Origin of the sequence: Staphylococcus lugdunensis, from assembly GCF_002901705.1 — a bacterium.
Taxonomy (GTDB): Bacteria; Bacillota; Bacilli; order Staphylococcales; family Staphylococcaceae; genus Staphylococcus; species Staphylococcus lugdunensis.
Window position 1 is genome coordinate 241,150 of sequence record NZ_PPPV01000012.1, and the last position, 22,096, is coordinate 263,245.

Below are 22,096 nucleotides of genomic sequence, written 5' to 3' on the forward strand. Positions count from 1 at the left end.
ATTTAAAATCTGAAAGGAGCATATTATTTATGGGTTTCATGGATAAAGCAAAAGATGCAGCTAACAAATTTAAAGATAGTGATAATGAACAGGTACAAAAAGCAAAAGATAAAATTAATGAATTTACAGATGGTAATGACAACAAAGATAAAGAAGATAAAAAAGATTAATCTTTGTTGTGTCATGGTAAAGTAATCATATAGAAGAGAAATATAGCTCAAAGATGAATTTAAACAAATTCATTTTTGAGCTTATTTTTCGTATACTTCAATTTTATAACTTACTATTCTACTTATTAACTTTAAACGATAGTCCTTTCGCAGTTATTTAATTATCTATTTTCTACTGATTTGCTGTTATAAATCTTTTACTCATTTGTCAGCTTCAATAATTCGTTTTAAACGACGATATGAATCAAGTTGTTTGTCTTGATCATAAATATAACTTACCGCCATTAATTCATCAATTTCTCCATATTTCTGAATAAAATCTTCAAGTTGTTGCTTCACACTTAATTCTGAGCCGATAAGTGAATATTTTTGCCGTTGCTTAACCATTTCGTACTCACGAGGCGTTAGCAAACTTTGTAAATTATCTGTTGGCGGTTGGACTGGTTGCATACGTCCACGGGTAATACTAATCATCACTTGAGCTTGAGTTGTAGACAAGTATTGAGCTTCTTCATCACTATCAGCAATAATAGCATTTAAACAGACTATGACATAAGGTTCACTAAGTACATCAGAAGGTTCAAATAATTCCTTATATATGTCTATGGCATCTTTCATTTGTTGTGGTGCAAAATGACCTGCAAAAACATAAGGTAAGCCTTTGCGTGCTGCTAAATGAGCAGAATCAGTTGAAGACCCCAATATATACAATGGTACTTGCTTATTCACAGCGGGGTAGGCTCTAACATAGTCTTGTTGATTTTCTGGTCCAAAATATTTTTGTAATTGTTCTACCTCATCAGGAAATTGATATACACCATTATGTTGATCTCTTCTTAATGCACTAGCTGTCATCATATCTGTACCTGGTGCACGACCTAATCCTAAGTCAATGCGATTAGGATATAGCGTGGCTAACGTACCAAACTGTTCTGCAACAATAAGTGGTGCGTGATTAGGTAACATAATTCCACCTGAACCTATACGCATATATGACGTATGTTCTAAAGTATGTTGTATTAGCAATGCAGTAGCAGAACTTACTAAGTTTGGCGCATTATGGTGCTCCGCAATCCAATAACGTTCATAATTTAATTTTTCAAGTTGTTGTGCAAGTGTAACCATATCAGCAAGCGCATCATTTTCATTTTGTCCTTCTCTAATAGGTACTAAATTTAATGCAGAATATTTTATCTTTTTCATAACTTTATATACCCCTTATGATAATAGTGCATAAAGTATAACAATTGTGAGAATACTTTTATATTTAGATGCTCAATTTAACACGAATTCAGTAAGTATATTATCTGTATCATTACTATTAATTAAAATGTTAAACTAATAAGTGAAAGTCATAAACAGAACTATAGAAAAATAATAGCATTGGTGCTATTATAGGAACATTGATATTATCTCAAGGAGTGTAAATTACATGGAAGTATATGCAGATTACGCGGCGACGACCCCAGTTAGACCTGAAGTTATTGATGAAATGATGAATATATATAAACAGCATTATGGTAATCCATCATCTATACATTCTGTTGGACGTGATGCACGTAAATATTTAGATCAATCACGCCAAAAAGTAGCAGAACTATTAGGTGCTAAGCGAAATGAGATTATTTTTACTAGTGGTGCAACAGAAGCTAATAATACTGCTATTAAGGGGTTAGTATATGCAAATGAGCATATCGGTAATCATATTATAACTACAAAGATTGAACATCACTCTGTACTACATGTTTTTGAACAACTTGAGCGTGAAGGCTATGACGTCACATATTTAGATGTAGATGATACTGGTCAAGTTGATTTAGATCAGCTAGAAGAATCACTTACTGATGATACCATCCTCGTGTCTATTATGTTTGTAAACAATGAAGTAGGAACAGTTCAACCTATATATGAAATAGAAACAATTGTAGCTGAGAGTAATGCATTGTTACATGTTGATGCTGTCCAAGCAATTGGGCATTTAGAAATTAATTTTCATGATTTTAAAATCGACACAATGAGTATTACTGGCCATAAATTCGGCGGACCAAAAGGTGTGGGTGTGCTGCTTGTTAAAGAAAATACGCCAATACAATTTTCACAATTAGGCGGAGAACAAGAAATGAAACGTCGTGCCGGAACTGAAAACGTACCACAAATTGTTGGTTTTACAAAAGCATTAGAATTAGCAAATAATGCTTTAAATGAAAATAACGTCAAATTAATGCAATTAAAAGAATTATTTTTAGTTAGCTTACAGGAACGTGCTATTCCTTTTGAGTTAAATGGTTCAATGACAGAAACAACGGGTCATATTTTAAATTTATATTTTCCATTTATAGATGTTGAAACGATGCTAACTTTATTAGATTTAGCAAATATCTATGTTTCGTCAGGATCCGCTTGTACTGCAGGATCAACCGAACCATCTCACGTGTTATCTGCCATGTATGAGGATGAAGAACGTTCAAAACATTCAATAAGATTTAGTTTCAGCGAGTTAACTACAGAACATGAAATCAAATATATCGTAGCGGAAATTCATAAAATTTATCATAAGTTTAAGGAGGAATCATAGTGTCTAATAAAGATATTCGCGTTGTCGTTGGCATGTCAGGCGGTGTTGATAGCTCGGTTACCGCATATTTATTAAAAGAACAAGGTTATGACGTTATAGGTATTTTCATGAAAAATTGGGATGACACTGATGAAAATGGCGTATGTACAGCTACAGAAGATTATAATGATGTGATTGCTGTATGTAATCAAATTGGCATTCCTTATTATGCTGTAAATTTTGAAGAAGAATATTGGAATAAAGTATTTACTTATTTTTTAGATGAATATAAAAAAGGACGTACACCAAATCCTGATGTGATGTGTAATAAAGAAATAAAATTTAAGGCCTTTTTAGAACACGCACTTAAACTTGGTGCTGATTATGTAGCAACTGGTCATTATGCTCGCCTTAAACGTTATGACGACGGCCACGTTGAAATGCTACGTGGCGTTGACAATAATAAAGATCAAACATATTTTTTAAATCAATTATCACAGCAACAATTATCCAAAGTCATGTTTCCTATTGGAGATATAGAGAAAAAAGAAGTACGTCGAATAGCGGAAGAACAAGGGCTAGCTACAGCAAAGAAAAAAGATTCTACAGGCATTTGTTTTATTGGTGAAAGAAACTTCAAATCATTTCTATCACAATATTTACCTGCTCAAGCCGGCGATATGCGAACACTTGATGGTAAAAAAATGGGCGTGCACAGTGGTTTGATGTATTATACGATAGGACAACGTCATGGTTTAGGTATTGGTGGAGATGGTGATCCTTGGTTTGTTGTTGGCAAAAATTTAGTAGACAACGTATTATACGTTGAACAAGGTTTCCATCACGATGCATTATATAGTGATTATTTAATAGCATCAGATTATTCATTCGTCAATCCAGTAGATTTAGAACGCGGATTTAACTGCACTGCTAAATTTAGATATCGTCAACAAGATACGGAGGTATCTGTTGAACGCGTCGATGATCACTCGATAAAAGTGACTTTTAAAGAACCAGTTCGAGCGATTACTCCTGGTCAATCAGTTGTATTCTATGATGGTGAAATCTGTTTAGGTGGCGCAACGATTGATGATGTTTACAAAACTTCTGGGCAATTAAGCTATGTCGTTTAATTACTTTTAAATAAACTTTACTGTTGTTAATTAGAGTTGATATTCAACCGTTTATTCACAAGTGCTATTTAGAATAAGCGGTTGTTTTTATTTATTAAAAGTTTGGACATGATATAATGATGAATGAAATGAGGTATTCTAGTGACTGAACAAGAACAAATATATCAATACATACAAAAAGGGCAGAGAGATAAAGCCCTGAAAGCATTATTTAATAACATAGAAGAAAATCCAAACGTGATTGAAAATTACATTAATGCTGGCATTATTCTGGCTGATATTGGAGAAATCGTACAGGCTGAAAAGTTTTTTCAACGTGCATTAACAATTGATGATACAAACGGTGCAATTTATTATAATTTAGCAAATATTTATTATAATCAAGGTCGTTTCAATGAAGCCATCAAACTCTATCAAAAATCATTAAAATATCACATGGATATGGTTGATTGTAATTATATGATAGGTATGGCATTCAACCAATTAGAAGCATTTAAAGAAGCCTTGCCATATTTAATGACTGCAGCTGAAAAAGATGAAAATAGGGATAGTGAAATTCAATTTCAATACGGACTTGTATTATGTCAATTAGAAATGTTTGAACAAGCTATTCAACAACTTAAATACGTCTTACAACTTGACCCATCACATACTGACGCATTATACAACTTAGGATTAGCGTTATATATGGAGACTGAAGACATAGATACAGCTATTTCGTATTTTGAGCGGGCAATTGCCATTGATCCTAAACATTTATTAAGTCAACACGCAAAAGCCGCTTTTTTATCTATGAAGAACAAGGAGGATTAATATGGATAACCCTACACTTTTTGAACCGACGATGTTAAAGGGCACCGTCGAAGTTATTTTGTTCCAAAATCAAGATAATTTCTATACTGTACTTAAAGTTGATACCATTGAATCTAACGAATCGTTCGATACGATGCCAACGGTTGTAGGGTTTTTCCCAAATATTGTTGAAGGCGACGTATACACCTTTAAAGGACAGGTTGTTGCGCATCCAAAATATGGCAAACAACTAAAAGCTGATACATTTGAAAAAGAATTACCACAAACGAAAGATGCTATTATTACCTACTTATCAAGTGATTTATTTAAAGGTATTGGTAAAAAGACAGCACAAAATATTGTTAATACTTTGGGAGAAAATGCAATAAATGATATTTTAGCTCATCCAGACATATTAACAAAAGTTTCAAATCTTTCTAAAAAGAAACAAGAGCAAATTGCACAACAAATAGCAGCCAATCAAGAATCAGAAAAAATCATGATACACTTACATGATTTAGGATTTGGCCCTAAACTATCAATGGCAATCTATCAGTTTTATCAAAGTGAAACAATAAACGTCGTTGATAATAACCCGTATAAACTTGTATATGATATTAAAGGAATTGGATTTAATAAAGCTGATACATTAGCACGTAATATCGGCATCGACTTTAATGACCCAGAACGATTAAAAGCTGGCATATTATTCACACTAGAGGAAGAATGTATTAAACAAGGGCATACTTATTTACCTACTGAAACAATTCTTAAATCAGCACAAACAATGTTAAGTACGCAAGGGGATGAAATAATTGAAATACATCAACTTGAAGAAATGTTGCAAATTTTAATGGAAGAAGATAAGTTGATTCTTGATCAACAAAAAATTGCCATCCCAAGTCTTTACTACTCAGAATTAAAAAGCGTACAAAACTTATATCGTATATTAACTCATACCCATAAATTAAATGAACTTGAGCAATCTGATTTACAGTTGCATATTGGAGAGATAGAAGATAGCAATGAAGTACATTATGCTGCATCACAAAAAGAAGCTTTACAAACAGCTATAAACTCAAAAATCATGTTATTGACTGGCGGACCTGGAACTGGTAAGACAACTGTCATTAAAGGTATTATAGAGTTATACGCTGAAATTCATGGACTTTCTTTAAATTATGCGGATTACACTGATGATGATTTCCCAGTAGTATTAGCAGCTCCTACAGGCAGAGCATCGAAACGTTTACAAGAAGCTACTGGCTTAGAGGCAATGACCATCCACCGACTTATAGGATGGAATCAAGATACACAACCAGAAGACATTTTAGATAATGAAATTAAAGCAAAATTAATTATCATAGATGAAATGTCTATGGTTGACACTTGGTTATTTCATCAGTTTTTAAATGCGGTACCTTTAGATGCCCAAATTGTATTTGTTGGAGATGAAGACCAACTGCCTTCTGTTGGGCCTGGACAAGTATTTAAGGACTTAATCCAGTCTAAAAAAATACCACGTGTCAATTTAACTGAAGTCTACCGACAACAAGATGGTTCAAGTATTATTGAATTAGCTCACCACATGAAACAAAACGAATCCATAGATATTACAAAACGTTATCATGATAGAAGCTTCATTAATTGTAGTGCAGAACAAATTCCTGACGTTGTTAAGAAAGTAGTATCCAGTGCAGTTAGTAAAGGATATGACATGAGTGATATTCAAGTACTTGCTCCCATGTATAAAGGAAGTGCAGGTATTAAACGTTTAAATCAAATTCTGCAAACAATTTTAAATCCTAAAGAACCAGACGCCCGTGAAATTGAATTTGGTGATGCTGCATTCCGCAAAGGCGATAAAGTATTACAGTTAGTAAATCGTCCTAATGACAATATTTTTAATGGAGATATTGGTATTATTGTTGGCATTTTTTGGGCAAAAGAAAATGCTTTAAATAAAGATGTTATTATCGTCGATTTTGACGGTAATGAAATTACATTTACACGACAAGACTTAATTGAATTAACGCATGCATATTGCACTTCGATTCATAAGTCCCAAGGTTCAGAATTCCCAATCGTTATTATGCCCGTAGTGAAACAATATTTTAGAATGTTACAAAAACCTATTCTTTATACTGGTTTGACTAGAGCTAAACAATCTTTAGTATTACTAGGGGATCCACAAGCCTTTGACATTGGCCTTAAAACAAATGGTCAAGTTAGAATGACGCAATTATATGATTTATTAGAAGCATATTTTGGACACGAAACGCAGAATTCTACTGATGATAATATCATAGCTAAACATAAAAAAGTTACATTATCAGCAGCGACAATTTATCAAATAGATCCGATGATCAACATGAATCAAATGACGCCATATGACTTTATTGAACGTTGACAATTTAGACAACACAACTTAAAATAAAATGTGAATAAACATGAAGATGAGTAAGCAAATGAGTATTCAAAGAGATGTGCTGGTTGGTGTAAAGTACAATACAGTTTGCTGAACGCTACTTTGTGCTAATATGGATAAGACAATGAAGTGATAAAGTGGAATCAATAGTGATTCGTATCTTTATAACTAGGGTGGTACCGCGAAAACGTTCGTCCCTTGTGGATGAACGTTTTTAATTGTGACTAAGAATTTGAGGAGTGAAACCCAATGAAAAATTTAAAAGCTAGTGAAATAAGACAAATGTATATTGATTTCTTTGTAGAAAAAGGACATATGGTTGAACCATCTGCACCTTTAGTTCCTATTGATGATAATTCATTACTATGGATAAATTCAGGTGTAGCAACATTAAAAAAATATTTTGATGGTCGAGAAACACCAAGAAAACCTAGAATCGTAAATTCGCAAAAAGCAATTAGAACGAATGATATTGAAAATGTAGGTTTTACAGCACGTCATCATACATTCTTTGAAATGCTAGGTAACTTTTCTATTGGGGACTATTTCAAAAAAGAAGCTATTGAATTTGCTTGGGAATTTTTAACAAGTGACAAATGGATGGCAATGGAACCAGACAAACTGTATGTAACCATTCATCCCGAAGATACAGAAGCATATCATTTATGGCATAACGATATCGGCTTAGAAGAAAGTCGCATTATACGTATTGAAGGCAATTTTTGGGATATTGGAGAAGGACCATCAGGACCAAACACAGAAATCTTTTATGACCGTGGTGAAGCATTTGGCAAGAACGACCCTGCTGAAGAAATGTATCCTGGTGGTGAAAATGAACGTTATTTAGAAGTATGGAACCTTGTGTTTAGTGAATTTAATCATAATAAAGATCATACTTATACGCCATTACCAAATAAAAACATTGATACTGGTATGGGCCTAGAACGCATGGCTTCTGTAGCACAAAATGTGCGTACAAATTATGAGACAGACTTGTTCATGCCTATCATTGAAGAAGTTGAAAAAGTTTCCGGCAAGAAATATCTTGAAATACCGGAACAAGATGTGGCGTTTAAAGTCATTGCTGATCACATTAGAACAATCGCATTTGCAATTTCAGATGGTGCTTTACCGGCAAATGAAGGACGTGGCTATGTTTTACGTCGTTTGTTACGTAGAGCTGTACGTTTTAGCCAAACATTAGATATTCAAGAACCATTTATGTACAAGCTCGTTGATATTGTTGCAGATATCATGGAACCTTATTATCCAAATGTTAAAGAAAAAGCTGATTTCATTAAACGGGTCATTAAATCAGAAGAAGAACGATTCCACGAAACATTACAAGAAGGGCTATCAATTTTAGATCAACTGATTGCTAAAGCAAAACTGACGACAAAAGAAATTAATGGTTCAGATGCATTTAAATTATATGACACATATGGTTTCCCAATCGAATTAACTAAAGAAATAGCTACACAAGAAGGCATCACTGTTGATATGGAAACATTTGAAAATGAAATGCAACAACAACGTGACCGTGCTAGACAGGCACGCCAAAATTCACAATCAATGCAAATTCAAAGCGAAGTGCTTAAAAACATAACTACAAAAAGCAAATTTGTTGGATATGAAACGACTGATTATCAAACTGAGATTACAGATCTTATCTACAATGGCCAAGCTGTTAGTCATGCAGAAGCTGGAGACATCATTTATTTTGTTTTAAAAGAAACGCCATTTTATGCGGTCAGTGGTGGTCAAGTTGCAGATCATGGTACAGTTGGTAACGACAATTTTGAAATTGCTGTTGAAGAAGTAACGAAAGCACCAAATGGTCAAAACTTGCATAAAGGAACCGTTCAATTTGGTCATGTAACTGTTAATAGTCATGTTGATGCAAACGTTAATAAAGATGAACGACGAGATATTCAAAAGAACCATAGTGCAACACACTTACTGCATGCCGCTCTGAAAGAAGTATTAGGCGATCATGTTAACCAAGCAGGCTCTCTCGTTGAAAGTGAACGTTTACGCTTCGACTTCTCACACTTTGGTCCAATGACAAATGAAGAAATCGAACACGTTGAGCGACGTGTTAACGAAGAAATATGGCGTGGTATTTCCGTAAATATTCAAGAAATGCCAATTGCTGAAGCTAAAGAGATGGGTGCAATGGCTTTATTTGGTGAAAAATATGGCAATGTAGTTAGAGTTGTAAATATGGCACCATTTTCTTTGGAACTTTGTGGTGGTATTCATGTTCAAAACACATCTGAAATCGGCTTATTTAAAATTATTAGCGAATCAGGTACTGGTGCAGGCGTCAGACGAATTGAGGCCTTAACAGGTAGAGCAGCATTCTTGTATCTAGAAGGTATTCAGCATAAATTTAATCAAACTAAAACATATTTAAAAGTCAAATCCGATGATCAAGTTATGGAAAAAGTCGTTCAGCTTCAAGAAGAAGTGAAACATGTAAATAAACAATTAGAACAACGTAATAAAGAAATTACAACATTAAAAATGGGTAATATTGAAGACCAAGTTGAAGAAATCAATGGTTTTAAAGTATTAGCTACACAAGTAGATATTGCTAATCCAAAAGCAATCAGAGAAACAATGGATGATTTTAAATCTAAATTACAAGACACAATTATCATATTAATAAGTGAAGTTGAAGGCAAAGTTTCATTGATAGCTACAGTACCAAAAGCTGATACCAGCAAAATTAAAGCTGGCGATATCATTAAAAATATGGCTCCTATTGTTGGCGGCAAAGGTGGTGGCCGTCCGGATATGGCACAAGGTGGCGGTACACAACCAGAAAATATCACAGAATCTTTACGCTTTATTAAAGATTACATTAAAAAACTATAACTATATACCTTTCTAGTGTAATATAAAATATGTAAGTTAAATCGTAGATAGAGGAGTGTCAATCAATGGAAAATTTTGATAAAACAATGAAATTTGATTATGAAGAAATTCCTAAAGAGAATGTCAGATCTGTGTTAAGCAACGTGCATCGTACATTAGAAGAGCGTGGATATAATGCTGTAAACCAAATTGTTGGTTATTTATTATCTGGTGATCCTGCTTATATACCACGTCAAAATGAAGCTAGAAATCAAATACGACATGTGGATAGAGATGTCATTATGGAAGAACTTGTCTCATACTATCTTAAAGAGAAAAATAATTAATATATGCTCCAGCATAAAATATTAGGATTAGATGTAGGAAGCAAGACTGTAGGCATTGCAATTAGCGATTTAATGGGCTGGACGGCTCAGGGATTAGACACTCTACGCATCAATGAAGAACAAGAAGAATATGGTATTGAACAACTCACTAATATTATTAAGTCCAATAACGTTGACACAATTGTTATTGGTTTACCAAAAAATATGAATAATTCTATAGGGTTTCGTGGAGAAGCTTCCATATACTATAAAGAATTAATTCTTGAAGCGATGCCTGATATGAAAGTTATTATGTGGGATGAACGACTAAGCACAATGGCAGCAGAACGTTCATTGTTAGAGGCCGATGTTTCTAGACAAAAAAGAAAAAAAGTAATAGATAAGATGGCCGCAGTTTTTATACTTCAAGGCTATTTAGACTCTATCCAATAAAGGAGAATTTAAATGACTGAACATAATCACGACACTGAATTAGAACTTAATAACGAAGAAGAACTTTTAACATTATATGATGAAGATGGCAATGAAGTACTTTATCGCAAAATATTAGAATTTTATCATCCAGAATTCAAAAAAGAATATGTTATTTTGTCTGAAGAAGGTGCACAATCTGATGATGATGACATGATTGAATTAATCCCAATGATAAATCAACCAGACGAATCAGGAGATGGCGGTAAATTAATTCCTATCGAAACAGATGAAGAATGGGATATGATTGAAGAAGTAGTCAATACTGAAATTGATGAATAAAATACAACTTTGAATTTATATTAATAAAAACATTAGATATATGATTTAATTACTGAGTCAAAATCACAGAAAATTTTTCTCTGTGCATGAAAATTTAAAGTAATTAGCGTAATGATTTGTTTTGTGGGGCGGAAGATAAAGTCGAATTTGGCTTTATCCCGCTCCTTTTTAAGATAGCACTTAATTTAATGCATAATTTATGATAAAATATGTAAAGTTAATTTCGTATTTGCTAAGTACACAGCAATCAAAATAATCCAATCAGTCAGTTTATTTGATCCTACACGTAATTAATCAATAACCACGACTGATTGATTTTTATTTTCATTATTTATAACTTTTTAAGAAGGAAGTAACGTCTATGGAGGACAATGAACGCTATTTAGTAGATTTACATAAGCATTTAGATAATCCTATTGAACGGCTCAGACCATATGCAATTGAGCATGCTGTGCCAATCGTCGACCGCTTAACACTTGATTTGATAAAACAGTTAATTAGAATCCACAAACCACAGTCAATTCTAGAAATTGGAACAGCGATAGGATATAGTTCAATGCAATTTGCATCAGTTGATTCAAACATACATATCACAACGATTGAACGTAATGATGATATGTTTCAACAAGCCCAACACAATGTTAAAACATTTGGCTACGAATCACAGATTGACATTATAAAAGGCGACGCACTGGAACAATTTACTCAGCTGAAAAATAAACATTTCGATATGATATTCATTGATGCAGCGAAAGCACAATCACGTAAATTTTTTGAACTTTATACACCATTATTAAATAACGGGGGTATAGTAATTACTGATAATGTCCTTTACCATGGTTTTGTTGCAGACATATCAATTGTACGTTCACGAAATGTCAAACAGATGGTTAAAAAAGTACAACAATATAATGAATGGCTCATGTCACAATCAAATTATTCTACTAATTTTGTCAATATAGATGATGGACTAGCAATTTCTATCAAAGGAGAATCAGAATGACTGAATTACTTGTAACACCTAAATCAGTTGCGCATTTAAAAACACTTATTGATTTTGGTGCAGATGCGTTTGTCATTGGCGAACAAAAATTCGGATTACGCTTAGCCGGTGAATTTAAACGTACCGATATGAAAAAGGCTGTGGAAATAGCCCACAAACATAATAAAAAAGTTTATGCTGCTGTTAACGGTATATTTCATAATTATCATTTGGAGGCACTTGAAGACTATATAACATTTTTACATGAAATCAATGTAGATCGTATTATATTTGGAGATCCTGCCGTTGTTATGTACGTCAAAGCTCAACCACATCCAATTGCATTAAATTGGGATGCTGAAGCATTAGTAACAAATCATTTTCAATGTAACTACTGGGGACAAAGAGGTGCGAAACGTGCCGTTCTTGCTCGTGAATTAAGCTTAGAAGAAATAATCAATATTAAAGAGCAATCAGATGTTGAAATAGAAGTGCAAGTTCATGGCATGACTTGCATGTTTCAATCGAAAAGAATGTTGCTAGGTAATTATTACACATTCCAAGATAGACAAATGAAAATAGAGCGTCAACAGGATGAACAGTACTTATTATTATATGATGAAGAAAGAGATAATAAATATCCTGTTTTTGAAGATTACAATGGTACACATATAATGTCTCCAAATGATATTTGTTTAATTGAAGAATTAGAACCATTATTTAGTGCAGGAATTGATTCGTTTAAGATAGATGGTATCTTGCAAACTGAAGAATATATTAATGTAACAACACGTCAATATCGCGAGGCTATTGATTTATATAATGATGATCCTGAAACCTATGAGGATGAAAAATTCATGCTTGTTGATCCAATTGAAGATATACAGCCAGCACATCGTCCTTTTGATGAAGGTTTCTTATTTAAACAAACCGTATATTAGGAGGCTTAATCATGCAAATTTTAGAAAAAGCATCACCATCACAACAAACTAAAATGAAAAAGCCTGAACTACTTGCTCCTGCTGGAAATTTAGAAAAGTTAAAAATAGCTGTACATTACGGCGCAGATGCAGTATTTTTAGGCGGTCAAGAATATGGATTACGTTCAAATGCTGATAATTTTACTATGGAAGAAATTGCTGAGGGTGTCCAATTTGCTAATACTTACGGCGCAAAAATCTATGTTACTACCAATATCATTGCACATGATGAGAATATCCCAGGCTTAGAAGCATATTTAATACAATTACAAGCTACAGGAGCTACGGGAATTATTGTAGCAGATCCTCTAATCATTGAAACATGCAAACGTGTTGCACCTAACTTAGAGATACATCTATCTACTCAGCAGTCTCTAACAAATTATAAGGCGGTAGAATACTGGAAAGAAGAAGGATTAAACCGTGTTGTGTTAGCTAGAGAAACTGGTGCCATGGAAATGAAGGAAATGAAAGAAAAGGTTGACATAGAAATAGAAGCATTTATTCATGGTGCCATGTGTATTGCATACTCTGGTCGTTGCACACTTAGCAATCATATGACAGCACGAGACTCAAATCGTGGTGGCTGTTGCCAAAGTTGTCGATGGGATTACGATTTATTATCCATTGATCAAGATGGCGATTTAGATATGTATTATCAACAAGGTGATATCATCCCTTTTGCTATGAGTCCCAAAGATCTAAAATTAATAGAAGCCATTCCTAAAATGATGGATATCGGCGTTGATTCATTAAAAATAGAAGGCCGTATGAAATCTATTCACTATATAGCTACAGTTGTATCAGTTTACCGTAAAGTCATCGATGCTTATGCTGAAGATCCAGCAAATTTCAAAATTGACCCTGAATGGCTAATAGAATTAGATAAATGTGCCAATCGTGATACAGCTCCTGCTTTCTTCGAGGGGACACCAGGTTATGAAGAGCAAATGTTTGGTATGCAACAATCCAAAAAATCACCATATGATTTTTGCGGTTTAGTTCTTGAATATGATGCAAATACACACATCGCCACGATACAACAACGTAATAATTTTAAACCTGGACAAGAAATTGAATTTTTCGGACCTGAAATTAATAGCTTTAAACAAGTTATTGATGCAATTTATGATGAAGAAGGGAATTCTTTGGATGCTGCAAGACATCCACTACAAATTGTACAAATTAAAGTTGACCACCCAATCTACCCAAATAATATGATGAGAAAGGAAATTAGCTAATGTCTCAAACAACGATTATCGGTATTGCTGGTGGCTCAGGCTCAGGTAAAACCACCGTAACTAATGAAATTATGAAAAATTTAGCAGGTCATAGTGTTGCTTTATTGGCCCAAGACTATTATTATAAAGACCAATCCCACCTCACGTTTGAAGAACGGTTAGAAACAAATTATGACCATCCTTTTGCCTTTGATAACGATTTATTAATAAAAAATTTAAAGGATTTAAAAAATGGTCAATCAGTAGAAGTGCCTACTTATGACTATGCAAATCATACTAGAAGTGATGAAACCATTGCATTTGAACCAAAAGATGTTATTATCGTAGAAGGTATCTTTGCTTTAGAAAACAAAACACTACGTGATATGATGGATGTTAAAATATATGTTGATACGGATGCAGACATTAGAATCTTAAGAAGATTGATAAGAGATACTAAAGAGCGCGGACGGTCAATGGAATCTGTAATTAATCAATACTTGAATGTAGTTAAGCCGATGCATAATCAATTTATCGAACCTACTAAAAAGTATGCAGATATTATTATTCCTGAAGGTGGTAGTAACAAAGTTGCTATCGATATTATGACAACCAAAATACAAACACTTGTAAGTAAACAAGAGTAATATCAAGAAAAGGAAGATGACGTAATGGAAAATCAAAAACAATATCCTATGACACAAGAAGGATATGACAATTTAGAACAAGAGTTAGAAGAACTTAAGACAGTTAAAAGACCTGAAGTTGTAGAAAAAATCAAAGTAGCACGTTCTTTTGGAGATCTATCTGAGAACTCTGAGTATGACGCTGCAAAAGACGAACAAGGGTTTATTGAACAAGATATTCAACGTATAGAACATATGCTAAGATACGCACTTATTATCGAAGACACAGGCGATAATAACGTCGTACAAATCGGGAAAACTGTCACATTTGTAGAATTACCTGGTGATGAAGAAGAAAGCTACCAAATCGTTGGTTCTGCAGAAGCCGACGCATTTAAAGGGAAAATTTCAAACGAATCTCCAATGGCGAAATCTCTTATTGGCAAAGGATTAAACGATGAAGTTCGAGTACAGCTACCTAACGGTGGTGAAATTAGAGTTAAGATTGTAGATATTAAATAAGACAATATCCTCATTAATAAGCTATATAGTAAAAACCAGTTTAGCATTCTGCTTACTGGTTTTTTATTTATAGTATTTTTATGTTGTGCCACACACTTTTGTTAAACTTGTTTTCTCCATGACAATTAATTACAAGTATGATTTAATTGAATATGTACAACTTTTTAAAGTAGAATCAACCGATCTACAAAGCGTAATATTTATTACTTATCGCTTTTAATTACAAATGATTATTAAACAGACAGATAAGATAAATGATATAATTCTTATTGAATTAGTCATTTATAATTTTATTTGTCTATGTTTCTATTTTTTTATACAAAGGGGGTTAGAAAATGGAAGCAACTATCATTAACGAACAAACCTTAATGATTTATTTCAAAAACGAAATTAGTGAAGACACATATAATCAAATTATTTATACAACTCAATACATTAAAAATAAAAACTTGCAAGCTATCAATGAAATTATTCCATCTTATAGAGCCATCATGGTTACTTTTAACCAACATAAAATTGATATCGATGAGTTGATTCAACAACTTCAACTTGATTCTATTAATTATAAGCACATTGATAAAACATCTAATAATAAAGTTGTACATATTCCCGTCTTATATGGTTCAGATGCAGGGCCAGATTTATCTGAAGTAGCAAAGTATAACGGACTTACCTCTGAAGAAGTAATAGAGATACATACAAGTAAACAATATTTAATTTATATGCTTGGCTTTATGCCTGGCTTCCCATACTTGGGTGGTTTAGATTCACGCATACATATGCCTAGACGCACTGAACCTCGAGTACGTATTGCTGCAGGCTCAGTTGGAATTGCTAATAATCAAACTGGCTTATATCCTCTAGACTCACCAGGAGGTTGGCAAATTATTGGTCGTACGCCTATTAGAGTATTTAATAAAGATGATCAGCCTATGACGCTTTATCAAGCTGGTGATAAAATAAAATTTTATGCCATCGATCAACAAACTTATCAACAAATTCAAGATGACATTGATAAGGGATGCTTTAATAAAGAAAAGTGGGTGACAATTCGTAATGGGAATTAAAATTATACAACCTGGTTTATTTTCAACTATACAAGATTTAGGACGTACAGGATTTCAACATCTAGGTATTTCAAGCGCTGGTGCCATAGATCAATATAGCTATCTTATTGGACAAACATTAATCCAGCAAGATGGGCCTGCAATCGAATTTACAATTATTGGCCCTAAAATTGAATTCTCCAGCGAAAATTCATTTGTTTTAACAGGGGCTATTTTTGCAGCCAAATTAAATGGTACTGCTGTAAACCAAAATGTGGTTGTACAAGCAAATAAAGGAGATATTTTAGAAATTGGTCCTGTTCAACAAGGTGCTAGGGGGTATATATTTTTTGGTCAACCACTTGATATACCAATCGTAGCAAATAGCTATGCCACTCATACTAGAACACAAATGGGTGGTTTTTATGGACGTACATTGAAGAAAAACGATAGCATTCCTGTTGTTACAAATCAATCTTATAAACAACAATTGGGCAAAACTATTGAATTCAATGCAGTACCAGAAGATAATATCGTTCATATCATCAAAGGACCTCAATATGATGCATTTTCTACAGAATGTCATGAACAACTAACAGCACAAGTATATGAGATATCAGATAGTTCTGACAGAATGGGCATTCGACTTAAAGGAACGCCTATACCGCCTATAGAAAGTGCGGATATCATTTCAGAGCCCGTTGCATTAGGCAGTATTCAAGTTCCTAATGATGGTCACCCCATCATATTATTACACGATAGACAGACCGTAGGAGGTTACACTAAGATTGCTAGTGTATCCCAAGCCGATATACATAAACTGGCTCAATTTAAACCAGGAGAAGAAATTCTATTCAAATGGATAACGATTGAACAAGCAATCAAAAATTTAAAACATTTTGAGCAAGTCTTTAGTTCAACAATAAATGAAATAGAATCAACTCCAAAATTCGAACTCAAGCATTTACGTCCGACATCAAAAAAAATAGCTCAATTAATTAGGGAGGAACAGTAAAAATGAATTTAGATAAGATAGAACAAATAATAGATTTAGTTAAAAAGAATGAAGTTAAAAAATTTAAATATAAAGATTTTGAACATGAAATAGAATTAGATTTTACAGAAGATATTTCACCCGTAAGTGCTAATAAAAATGATATACAAACAACTTCTACAAATCATAGCGATTCAAATAAACAAGACGAAGCAAATCCTAAAGAAGAAACGCAACAAATCAAAGCTTCAATGGTAGGTACATTCTTTTTGCAAGATAGTAAAGAATTAACTCAACCAGTTGTACAAGTGGGTGATAAAATTCAAGAAGGAGACATTGTAGGTTATATTGAAGCGATGAAAGTGATGAACGAGGTTACAAGTGATGTATCAGGAGAAATTGTTGAAATTTTAGTTGATCACGGTACAAATGTGGAATATGACCAAGCATTGATACAAATAAAATAAGGGGGGCTAGCTATGTATCGTTGTTTAATTGCAAATAGAGGAGAAATCGCTGTGCGTATCATTCGTGCTTGTCGCGAATTAGGAATAGAAACCGTAGCGATATATGCTAAAGGTGATGAAGCTAGTCTTCATGTAAGCTTAGCTGACCAGGCAATTTGTATTGGTGAAGCAAATCCACTTGATAGTTATTTAAATATCGAACGTATTATCGGTGCTGCAGAATTATCCGGGGCTAATGCAATTCACCCAGGTTATGGCTTCTTATCAGAAAGCACAACATTTGCTGAAAAAGTTGAAGAAAACGACATTCATTTTATTGGTCCAAATAAAAAAACTATGGAGTTAATGGGAGATAAGATAATCGCTCGACAAACAGTTGATGCTGCTGGCGTACCTGTAATTCCGGGATCGAAAGACGCAGTTAACAATGTATCAGAAATTGAAAAGTTAGCTGAAGATATCGGATATCCTGTTGTTTTAAAGGCTGCTAGTGGCGGTGGTGGTAAAGGAATTAGAATTGTTAAAGATCCAGCTGATTTAGAAAAGTCTTTAAAAGAAGCTCAAAGTGAAGGACAAAAGTATTTCAACGATAGCCGTGTATATGTAGAGGCCTTTATACCTGTAGCAAAACATGTTGAAGTTCAAGTCATTGGTGATGGCAAAGATAATTATGTACATTTAGGAGAAAGAGACTGCTCAGTTCAACGAAAAAATCAAAAGCTAATAGAAGAGTCACCATGTGCGGCACTTACTGAAGAACGCCGAGAAAAAATTTGTAATGATGCTGTTAAAGTAGCTAGAGCCTCAAAATATAGAAGTGCAGGTACAATCGAATTCTTAGTTACTGAAGATGCGCATTATTTTATTGAAATGAATGCGCGAATTCAAGTTGAACATACCGTCACAGAAATGAGAACTGATCGTGATTTATTAACTGCACAATTATACTTGTTAATGCATGATAAGTTACCATTTGCACAACAAGACATCACATTTAATGGTCATGTCATTGAAGCGCGCATCAATGCTGAAAATCCTGAGAAAAAATTTCAACCATGTCCTGGCGTAGTGAAACGTTTACATCTACCACAAGGATTTAATGTCAGAGTAGATTCACTACTTTATTCGGGTTATCAAGTTTCACCTTACTATGATTCTCTAGTAGCAAAGGTCATCGTTAAATCAGAAAACAGAGCGAGCGCCATCAATAAACTCAAAGTAACTTTGGATGAAATGGTCATTGATGGATTTACAACGACAGCTGATTTCTTATATGCTGTCCTTAGCTACCCATTATATGCTGATGGCGATGCAAGTGAAGTAGATATTAAATTCTTAGAAAAACATCAAATCGTAAAAGGGGTGACTTTGTAATGGTAACCGTCGATTTAAATTGTGATCTAGGTGAAGCCTATGGAAATTATTCATTTGGTAATGACGAAGCAATTATTCCGCTCATTACCTCAGCTAATATCGCTTGTGGTTTTCATGCTGGAGATGAAAATGTACTTAATGAAACCGTTAAATTAGCAGTTAAACACCAAATTAAGATAGGTGCACATCCTGGATTTCCAGATTTGAAAGGGTTTGGAAGACGTAAAATGGCGCTCTCTTATCAAGAAATTTATAATGCAATTATTTATCAACTCGGTGCTTTGAATGGATTTTGTAAATTATATAATACTAAAATTCATCATGTAAAACCGCATGGTGCCCTTTACAATATGGGGGCTATTGATAGTACAGTTGCTCAAGCTATAGCGCAAGCTGTATATGATTTTGATTCAGAACTCATTTTAGTTGGTTTAGCTAATACATTACTGATTTCTGAAGCAGAAAAAATTGGTTTACACGCAGCTTCTGAAGTTTTTGCTGATCGCCGATACGAGAATAATGGTCAATTGGTCAATCGTCGTGAAAATGATGCGGTGATAACTGATACTGACGAAGCATTACAACAAGTCATAAAAATGGTTAAAGAAAATAAAGTGACCTCAAGAGATGGAAAAGATATTACGTTACAGGCAGATACGATTTGTGTGCACGGCGATAGTGCACATGCACTAGATTTTGTATCTCAAATAAGAAAGACATTAATGAAAGAAGGCATTGATATTCAATCATTATAGGGGGTAAATTATATGGGAGAAAAACTAAATAAAAAGGAAAAAGATTTTACTTTTACTAAAGGTCACAGGCGCTTACTTTATGGATCAGTTTTCTTAATGGCTACGTCTGCCATAGGTCCAGCCTTTTTAACTCAAACAGCAGTATTCACAGCAGAGTTTTATGCAAGCTTTGCCTTTGCAATATTGATTTCTATTCTCATCGATATAGGTGCACAAATCAATATTTGGCGAGTATTAGTAGTTACTGGATTACGTGGTCAAGAGGTGTCTAATAAAGTTTTACCTGGTTTAGGTACAATCGTGTCAATATTAATAGCTTTTGGCGGTTTAGCCTTCAACATTGGTAATATCGCTGGGGCTGGACTTGGTTTAAATGCAATGTTTGGCTTAGATATCAAATGGGGTGCCGCAATTACTGCAGTTTTCTCAATTTTAATTTTTGTTAGCAGAAGTGGTCAAAAAATCATGGATGTCGTATCAATGATACTTGGTGTCGTTATGATTGTTGTAGTTGCTTGGGTTATGGTAGTATCTAATCCACCTTATGGCGATGCAGTAGTACATATGGTTACGCCTGAACATCCACTTAAATTGATTTTACCAATTATAACTTTAGTTGGCGGTACAGTAGGCGGCTATATTACCTTTGCTGGTGCACATAGAATTTTAGATTCAGGCATGAAGGGTAAAGAATATTTACCATTTGTTAACCGTTCTGCAATAGCTGGTATTTTAACAACAGGCGTCATGAGAACATTGCTATTTCTAGCTGTATTAGGTGTTGTTATTACAGGTGTGACTTTAAGCGCAGACAATCCACCAGCTTCTGTATTTGAACATGCTCTAGGACCTATTGGTAAAAATATATTCGGTGTTGTCATTTTTGCAGCTGCTATGTCATCAGTTATCGGTTCTGCATATACAAGTGCAACATTCTTAAAAACACTTCATAAATCACTGTTTAATAAAAATAATTTGATTGTCATAACATTTATAGTAATATCTACACTGATTTTCTTATTTATCGGCAAACCAGTTAGCTTACTTATTATTGCTGGAGCTATCAATGGTTGGATTTTGCCAATTACTTTAGGTGCCATACTTATCGCAAGCAAAAAGAAATCGGTTGTAGGAGACTATAAACACCCAACTTGGATGTTGTTATTTGGTATAGTTGCAGTTATTGTGACAATTGTAACAGCTATCTTTTCACTTCAAGACTTAGCTGCACTATGGCATAGTTAACAATGAGCTTAATAAAAAAAGATTCTCTATTTAATAGAGAGTCTTTTTTATTATGTATTATAATAAACTTTATTCTTGTGTATCGTGGTAAAGGCTAAAATATGATAGAATAACATTTGCTAAGAAATATAAATGAGGTGGATTTATGATTGGCATTATAGGTGCTATGGAAGAAGAAATTACAATTTTAAAAGAAAAATTAATAAATACACAATATCATACGATTGCTCATGTTGAATTTTATCAAGGAAAATTAAATGACGTCGATGTTGTACTTACACGAAGTGGCATTGGTAAAGTCAATGCAGCTATTTCTACTACGCTGCTCATTCAACAATTTAAACCTGAAATGATAATTAATACCGGTTCAGCAGGCGCTCTAGATGAAGACTTATCAATAGGTGATGTTGTAGTAAGTGACAGCGTTATTTATCATGACGTAGATGCAACAGCTTTTGGCTATCAGTATGGTCAAGTACCACAAATGCCACTCCATTTTGAAGCTGATAAACATTTACTAGATAATGTGTTAGTTGTTTTAAAAGCACAGTCTTTAAATGCAAAAGTTGGACTTATTGTTAGTGGTGATAGCTTTATCGGAAGCACAGACCAACGCCTTTTGATTAAAGAAAGATTTCCGCAAGCGTTAGCAGTTGAAATGGAAGCCACTGCCATAGCACAAACATGCCATCAGTTTAAACAACCATTTATTATCACACGAGCAATCTCAGATTTGGCAAACGGCAACGCCGATATCACATTTGAACAATTTATTGAACAAGCTGCCGTGTCTTCTAGTAAAACAGTTGAACGTTTAATTAAACAAATATAAATATAATTTAAAGGTGA

General features: G+C 33.8%; 21 protein-coding genes and 2 pseudogenes. 22 read left to right on the forward strand and 1 reads right to left on the reverse strand.

Going from position 1 to position 22,096, the window contains the following annotated elements:
• Positions 1-29 precede the first annotated feature (29 nt).
• Positions 30-170, forward strand: a complete 141-nt coding sequence (locus CD041_RS01880; protein WP_002458939.1) for an SAS049 family protein — start codon at positions 30-32, stop codon at positions 168-170.
• A gap of 201 nt (positions 171-371) precedes the next feature.
• Here CD041_RS01880 and CD041_RS01885 read toward each other — a convergent pair whose 3' ends face one another.
• Complete coding sequence (locus CD041_RS01885) at positions 372-1,373, reverse strand: LLM class flavin-dependent oxidoreductase (protein ID WP_002478089.1); 1,002 nt, start codon at positions 1,371-1,373, stop codon at positions 372-374.
• Positions 1,374-1,602: 229 nt separating this feature from the next.
• On the opposite strand from CD041_RS01885, the gene CD041_RS01890 reads away from it, so the two are divergent.
• From CD041_RS01890 to CD041_RS01985, 21 genes and pseudogenes are all read left to right on the forward strand, one after another.
• The gene (locus CD041_RS01890) at positions 1,603-2,745 is read left to right on the forward strand and encodes a cysteine desulfurase family protein (protein ID WP_002458941.1); all 1,143 of its coding nucleotides are present in this window, start codon (positions 1,603-1,605) and stop codon (positions 2,743-2,745) included.
• Entirely contained in the window at positions 2,745-3,857 is a 1,113-nt protein-coding gene (mnmA, locus tag CD041_RS01895) for a tRNA 2-thiouridine(34) synthase MnmA (protein ID WP_002458942.1), read from the forward strand. Before CD041_RS01890 ends, mnmA begins: the two co-directional genes overlap by 1 nt.
• 141 nt (positions 3,858-3,998) lie before the next feature.
• A complete protein-coding gene (locus CD041_RS01900; RefSeq protein WP_070648439.1) occupies positions 3,999-4,670 on the forward strand; it encodes a tetratricopeptide repeat protein in 672 nt (223 codons plus the stop codon).
• A 1-nt stretch (position 4,671) separates the two neighbouring features.
• On the forward strand, positions 4,672-7,059 hold the full coding sequence (recD2, locus tag CD041_RS01905; protein WP_070815398.1) for an SF1B family DNA helicase RecD2: 2,388 nt from the start codon (positions 4,672-4,674) through the stop codon (positions 7,057-7,059).
• A gap of 267 nt (positions 7,060-7,326) precedes the next feature.
• Positions 7,327-9,957, forward strand: a complete 2,631-nt coding sequence (alaS, locus tag CD041_RS01910; protein WP_070648443.1) for an alanine--tRNA ligase — start codon at positions 7,327-7,329, stop codon at positions 9,955-9,957.
• A 65-nt stretch (positions 9,958-10,022) separates the two neighbouring features.
• A complete protein-coding gene (locus tag CD041_RS01915; RefSeq protein WP_002458946.1) occupies positions 10,023-10,283 on the forward strand; it encodes an IreB family regulatory phosphoprotein in 261 nt (86 codons plus the stop codon).
• Between the two features lie 3 nt (positions 10,284-10,286).
• Positions 10,287-10,715 (forward strand): Holliday junction resolvase RuvX, encoded by a 429-nt coding sequence (gene ruvX / locus CD041_RS01920; protein WP_070481250.1) that lies wholly within the window; start codon positions 10,287-10,289, stop codon positions 10,713-10,715.
• A gap of 12 nt (positions 10,716-10,727) precedes the next feature.
• Complete coding sequence (locus CD041_RS01925; protein ID WP_002458948.1) at positions 10,728-11,036, forward strand: DUF1292 domain-containing protein; 309 nt, start codon at positions 10,728-10,730, stop codon at positions 11,034-11,036.
• Between the two features lie 361 nt (positions 11,037-11,397).
• Positions 11,398-12,039, forward strand: a complete 642-nt coding sequence (locus tag CD041_RS01930; RefSeq protein ID WP_002478093.1) for an O-methyltransferase — start codon at positions 11,398-11,400, stop codon at positions 12,037-12,039.
• A complete protein-coding gene (locus tag CD041_RS01935) occupies positions 12,036-12,959 on the forward strand; it encodes a peptidase U32 family protein (RefSeq protein WP_002458950.1) in 924 nt (307 codons plus the stop codon). Before CD041_RS01930 ends, CD041_RS01935 begins: the two co-directional genes overlap by 4 nt.
• 11 nt (positions 12,960-12,970) lie before the next feature.
• Positions 12,971-14,239: a peptidase U32 family protein gene (locus CD041_RS01940; protein ID WP_002478095.1), complete on the forward strand. Its 1,269-nt coding sequence runs from the start codon at positions 12,971-12,973 to the stop codon at positions 14,237-14,239.
• Positions 14,239-14,865 carry a uridine kinase gene (udk, locus tag CD041_RS01945; RefSeq protein WP_002458952.1) on the forward strand — a complete coding sequence of 209 codons (627 nt, stop codon included), beginning with the start codon at positions 14,239-14,241 and terminating at the stop codon, positions 14,863-14,865. The genes CD041_RS01940 and udk overlap by 1 nt, the downstream gene beginning before the upstream one ends.
• 24 nt (positions 14,866-14,889) lie before the next feature.
• The gene (gene greA, locus CD041_RS01950; protein ID WP_002458953.1) at positions 14,890-15,366 is read left to right on the forward strand and encodes a transcription elongation factor GreA; all 477 of its coding nucleotides are present in this window, start codon (positions 14,890-14,892) and stop codon (positions 15,364-15,366) included.
• Between the two features lie 335 nt (positions 15,367-15,701).
• Positions 15,702-16,433, forward strand: a complete 732-nt coding sequence (gene pxpB, locus CD041_RS01955; RefSeq protein WP_070648445.1) for a 5-oxoprolinase subunit PxpB — start codon at positions 15,702-15,704, stop codon at positions 16,431-16,433.
• Complete coding sequence (locus CD041_RS01960; RefSeq protein ID WP_070648447.1) at positions 16,423-17,427, forward strand: 5-oxoprolinase subunit C family protein; 1,005 nt, start codon at positions 16,423-16,425, stop codon at positions 17,425-17,427. Before pxpB ends, CD041_RS01960 begins: the two co-directional genes overlap by 11 nt.
• Positions 17,428-17,429: 2 nt before the next feature.
• A pseudogene (locus CD041_RS12415) lies at positions 17,430-17,538 on the forward strand (acetyl-CoA carboxylase biotin carboxyl carrier protein subunit); the annotation flags it as partial.
• A 101-nt stretch (positions 17,539-17,639) separates the two neighbouring features.
• Positions 17,640-17,873, forward strand: a pseudogene (locus CD041_RS12420) (acetyl-CoA carboxylase biotin carboxyl carrier protein); the annotation flags it as partial.
• Between the two features lie 12 nt (positions 17,874-17,885).
• Positions 17,886-19,247, forward strand: a complete 1,362-nt coding sequence (locus CD041_RS01970) for an acetyl-CoA carboxylase biotin carboxylase subunit (protein WP_080606562.1) — start codon at positions 17,886-17,888, stop codon at positions 19,245-19,247.
• A complete protein-coding gene (pxpA, locus tag CD041_RS01975) occupies positions 19,247-20,002 on the forward strand; it encodes a 5-oxoprolinase subunit PxpA (protein WP_002478099.1) in 756 nt (251 codons plus the stop codon). Before CD041_RS01970 ends, pxpA begins: the two co-directional genes overlap by 1 nt.
• 12 nt (positions 20,003-20,014) lie before the next feature.
• On the forward strand, positions 20,015-21,247 hold the full coding sequence (locus CD041_RS01980) for an NRAMP family divalent metal transporter (RefSeq protein WP_002458959.1): 1,233 nt from the start codon (positions 20,015-20,017) through the stop codon (positions 21,245-21,247).
• Between the two features lie 145 nt (positions 21,248-21,392).
• Complete coding sequence (locus CD041_RS01985; protein ID WP_002458960.1) at positions 21,393-22,079, forward strand: 5'-methylthioadenosine/adenosylhomocysteine nucleosidase; 687 nt, start codon at positions 21,393-21,395, stop codon at positions 22,077-22,079.
• Positions 22,080-22,096 lie beyond the last annotated feature (17 nt).

Coding starts and splice junctions, on each gene's coding strand:
- CD041_RS01880 (WP_002458939.1), top strand. CDS start 30: ATGGGTTTCATGGATAAAGCAAAAGATGCAGCTAACAAATTTAAAGAT.
- CD041_RS01885 (WP_002478089.1), bottom strand. CDS start 1,373: ATGAAAAAGATAAAATATTCTGCATTAAATTTAGTACCTATTAGAGAA.
- CD041_RS01890 (WP_002458941.1), top strand. CDS start 1,603: ATGGAAGTATATGCAGATTACGCGGCGACGACCCCAGTTAGACCTGAA.
- recD2 (WP_070815398.1), top strand. CDS start 4,672: ATGGATAACCCTACACTTTTTGAACCGACGATGTTAAAGGGCACCGTC.
- alaS (WP_070648443.1), top strand. CDS start 7,327: ATGAAAAATTTAAAAGCTAGTGAAATAAGACAAATGTATATTGATTTC.
- CD041_RS01915 (WP_002458946.1), top strand. CDS start 10,023: ATGGAAAATTTTGATAAAACAATGAAATTTGATTATGAAGAAATTCCT.
- ruvX (WP_070481250.1), top strand. CDS start 10,287: ATGCTCCAGCATAAAATATTAGGATTAGATGTAGGAAGCAAGACTGTA.
- CD041_RS01925 (WP_002458948.1), top strand. CDS start 10,728: ATGACTGAACATAATCACGACACTGAATTAGAACTTAATAACGAAGAA.
- CD041_RS01930 (WP_002478093.1), top strand. CDS start 11,398: ATGGAGGACAATGAACGCTATTTAGTAGATTTACATAAGCATTTAGAT.
- CD041_RS01935 (WP_002458950.1), top strand. CDS start 12,036: ATGACTGAATTACTTGTAACACCTAAATCAGTTGCGCATTTAAAAACA.
- CD041_RS01940 (WP_002478095.1), top strand. CDS start 12,971: ATGCAAATTTTAGAAAAAGCATCACCATCACAACAAACTAAAATGAAA.
- udk (WP_002458952.1), top strand. CDS start 14,239: ATGTCTCAAACAACGATTATCGGTATTGCTGGTGGCTCAGGCTCAGGT.
- greA (WP_002458953.1), top strand. CDS start 14,890: ATGGAAAATCAAAAACAATATCCTATGACACAAGAAGGATATGACAAT.
- pxpB (WP_070648445.1), top strand. CDS start 15,702: ATGGAAGCAACTATCATTAACGAACAAACCTTAATGATTTATTTCAAA.
- CD041_RS01960 (WP_070648447.1), top strand. CDS start 16,423: ATGGGAATTAAAATTATACAACCTGGTTTATTTTCAACTATACAAGAT.
- CD041_RS01970 (WP_080606562.1), top strand. CDS start 17,886: ATGTATCGTTGTTTAATTGCAAATAGAGGAGAAATCGCTGTGCGTATC.
- pxpA (WP_002478099.1), top strand. CDS start 19,247: ATGGTAACCGTCGATTTAAATTGTGATCTAGGTGAAGCCTATGGAAAT.
- CD041_RS01980 (WP_002458959.1), top strand. CDS start 20,015: ATGGGAGAAAAACTAAATAAAAAGGAAAAAGATTTTACTTTTACTAAA.
- CD041_RS01985 (WP_002458960.1), top strand. CDS start 21,393: ATGATTGGCATTATAGGTGCTATGGAAGAAGAAATTACAATTTTAAAA.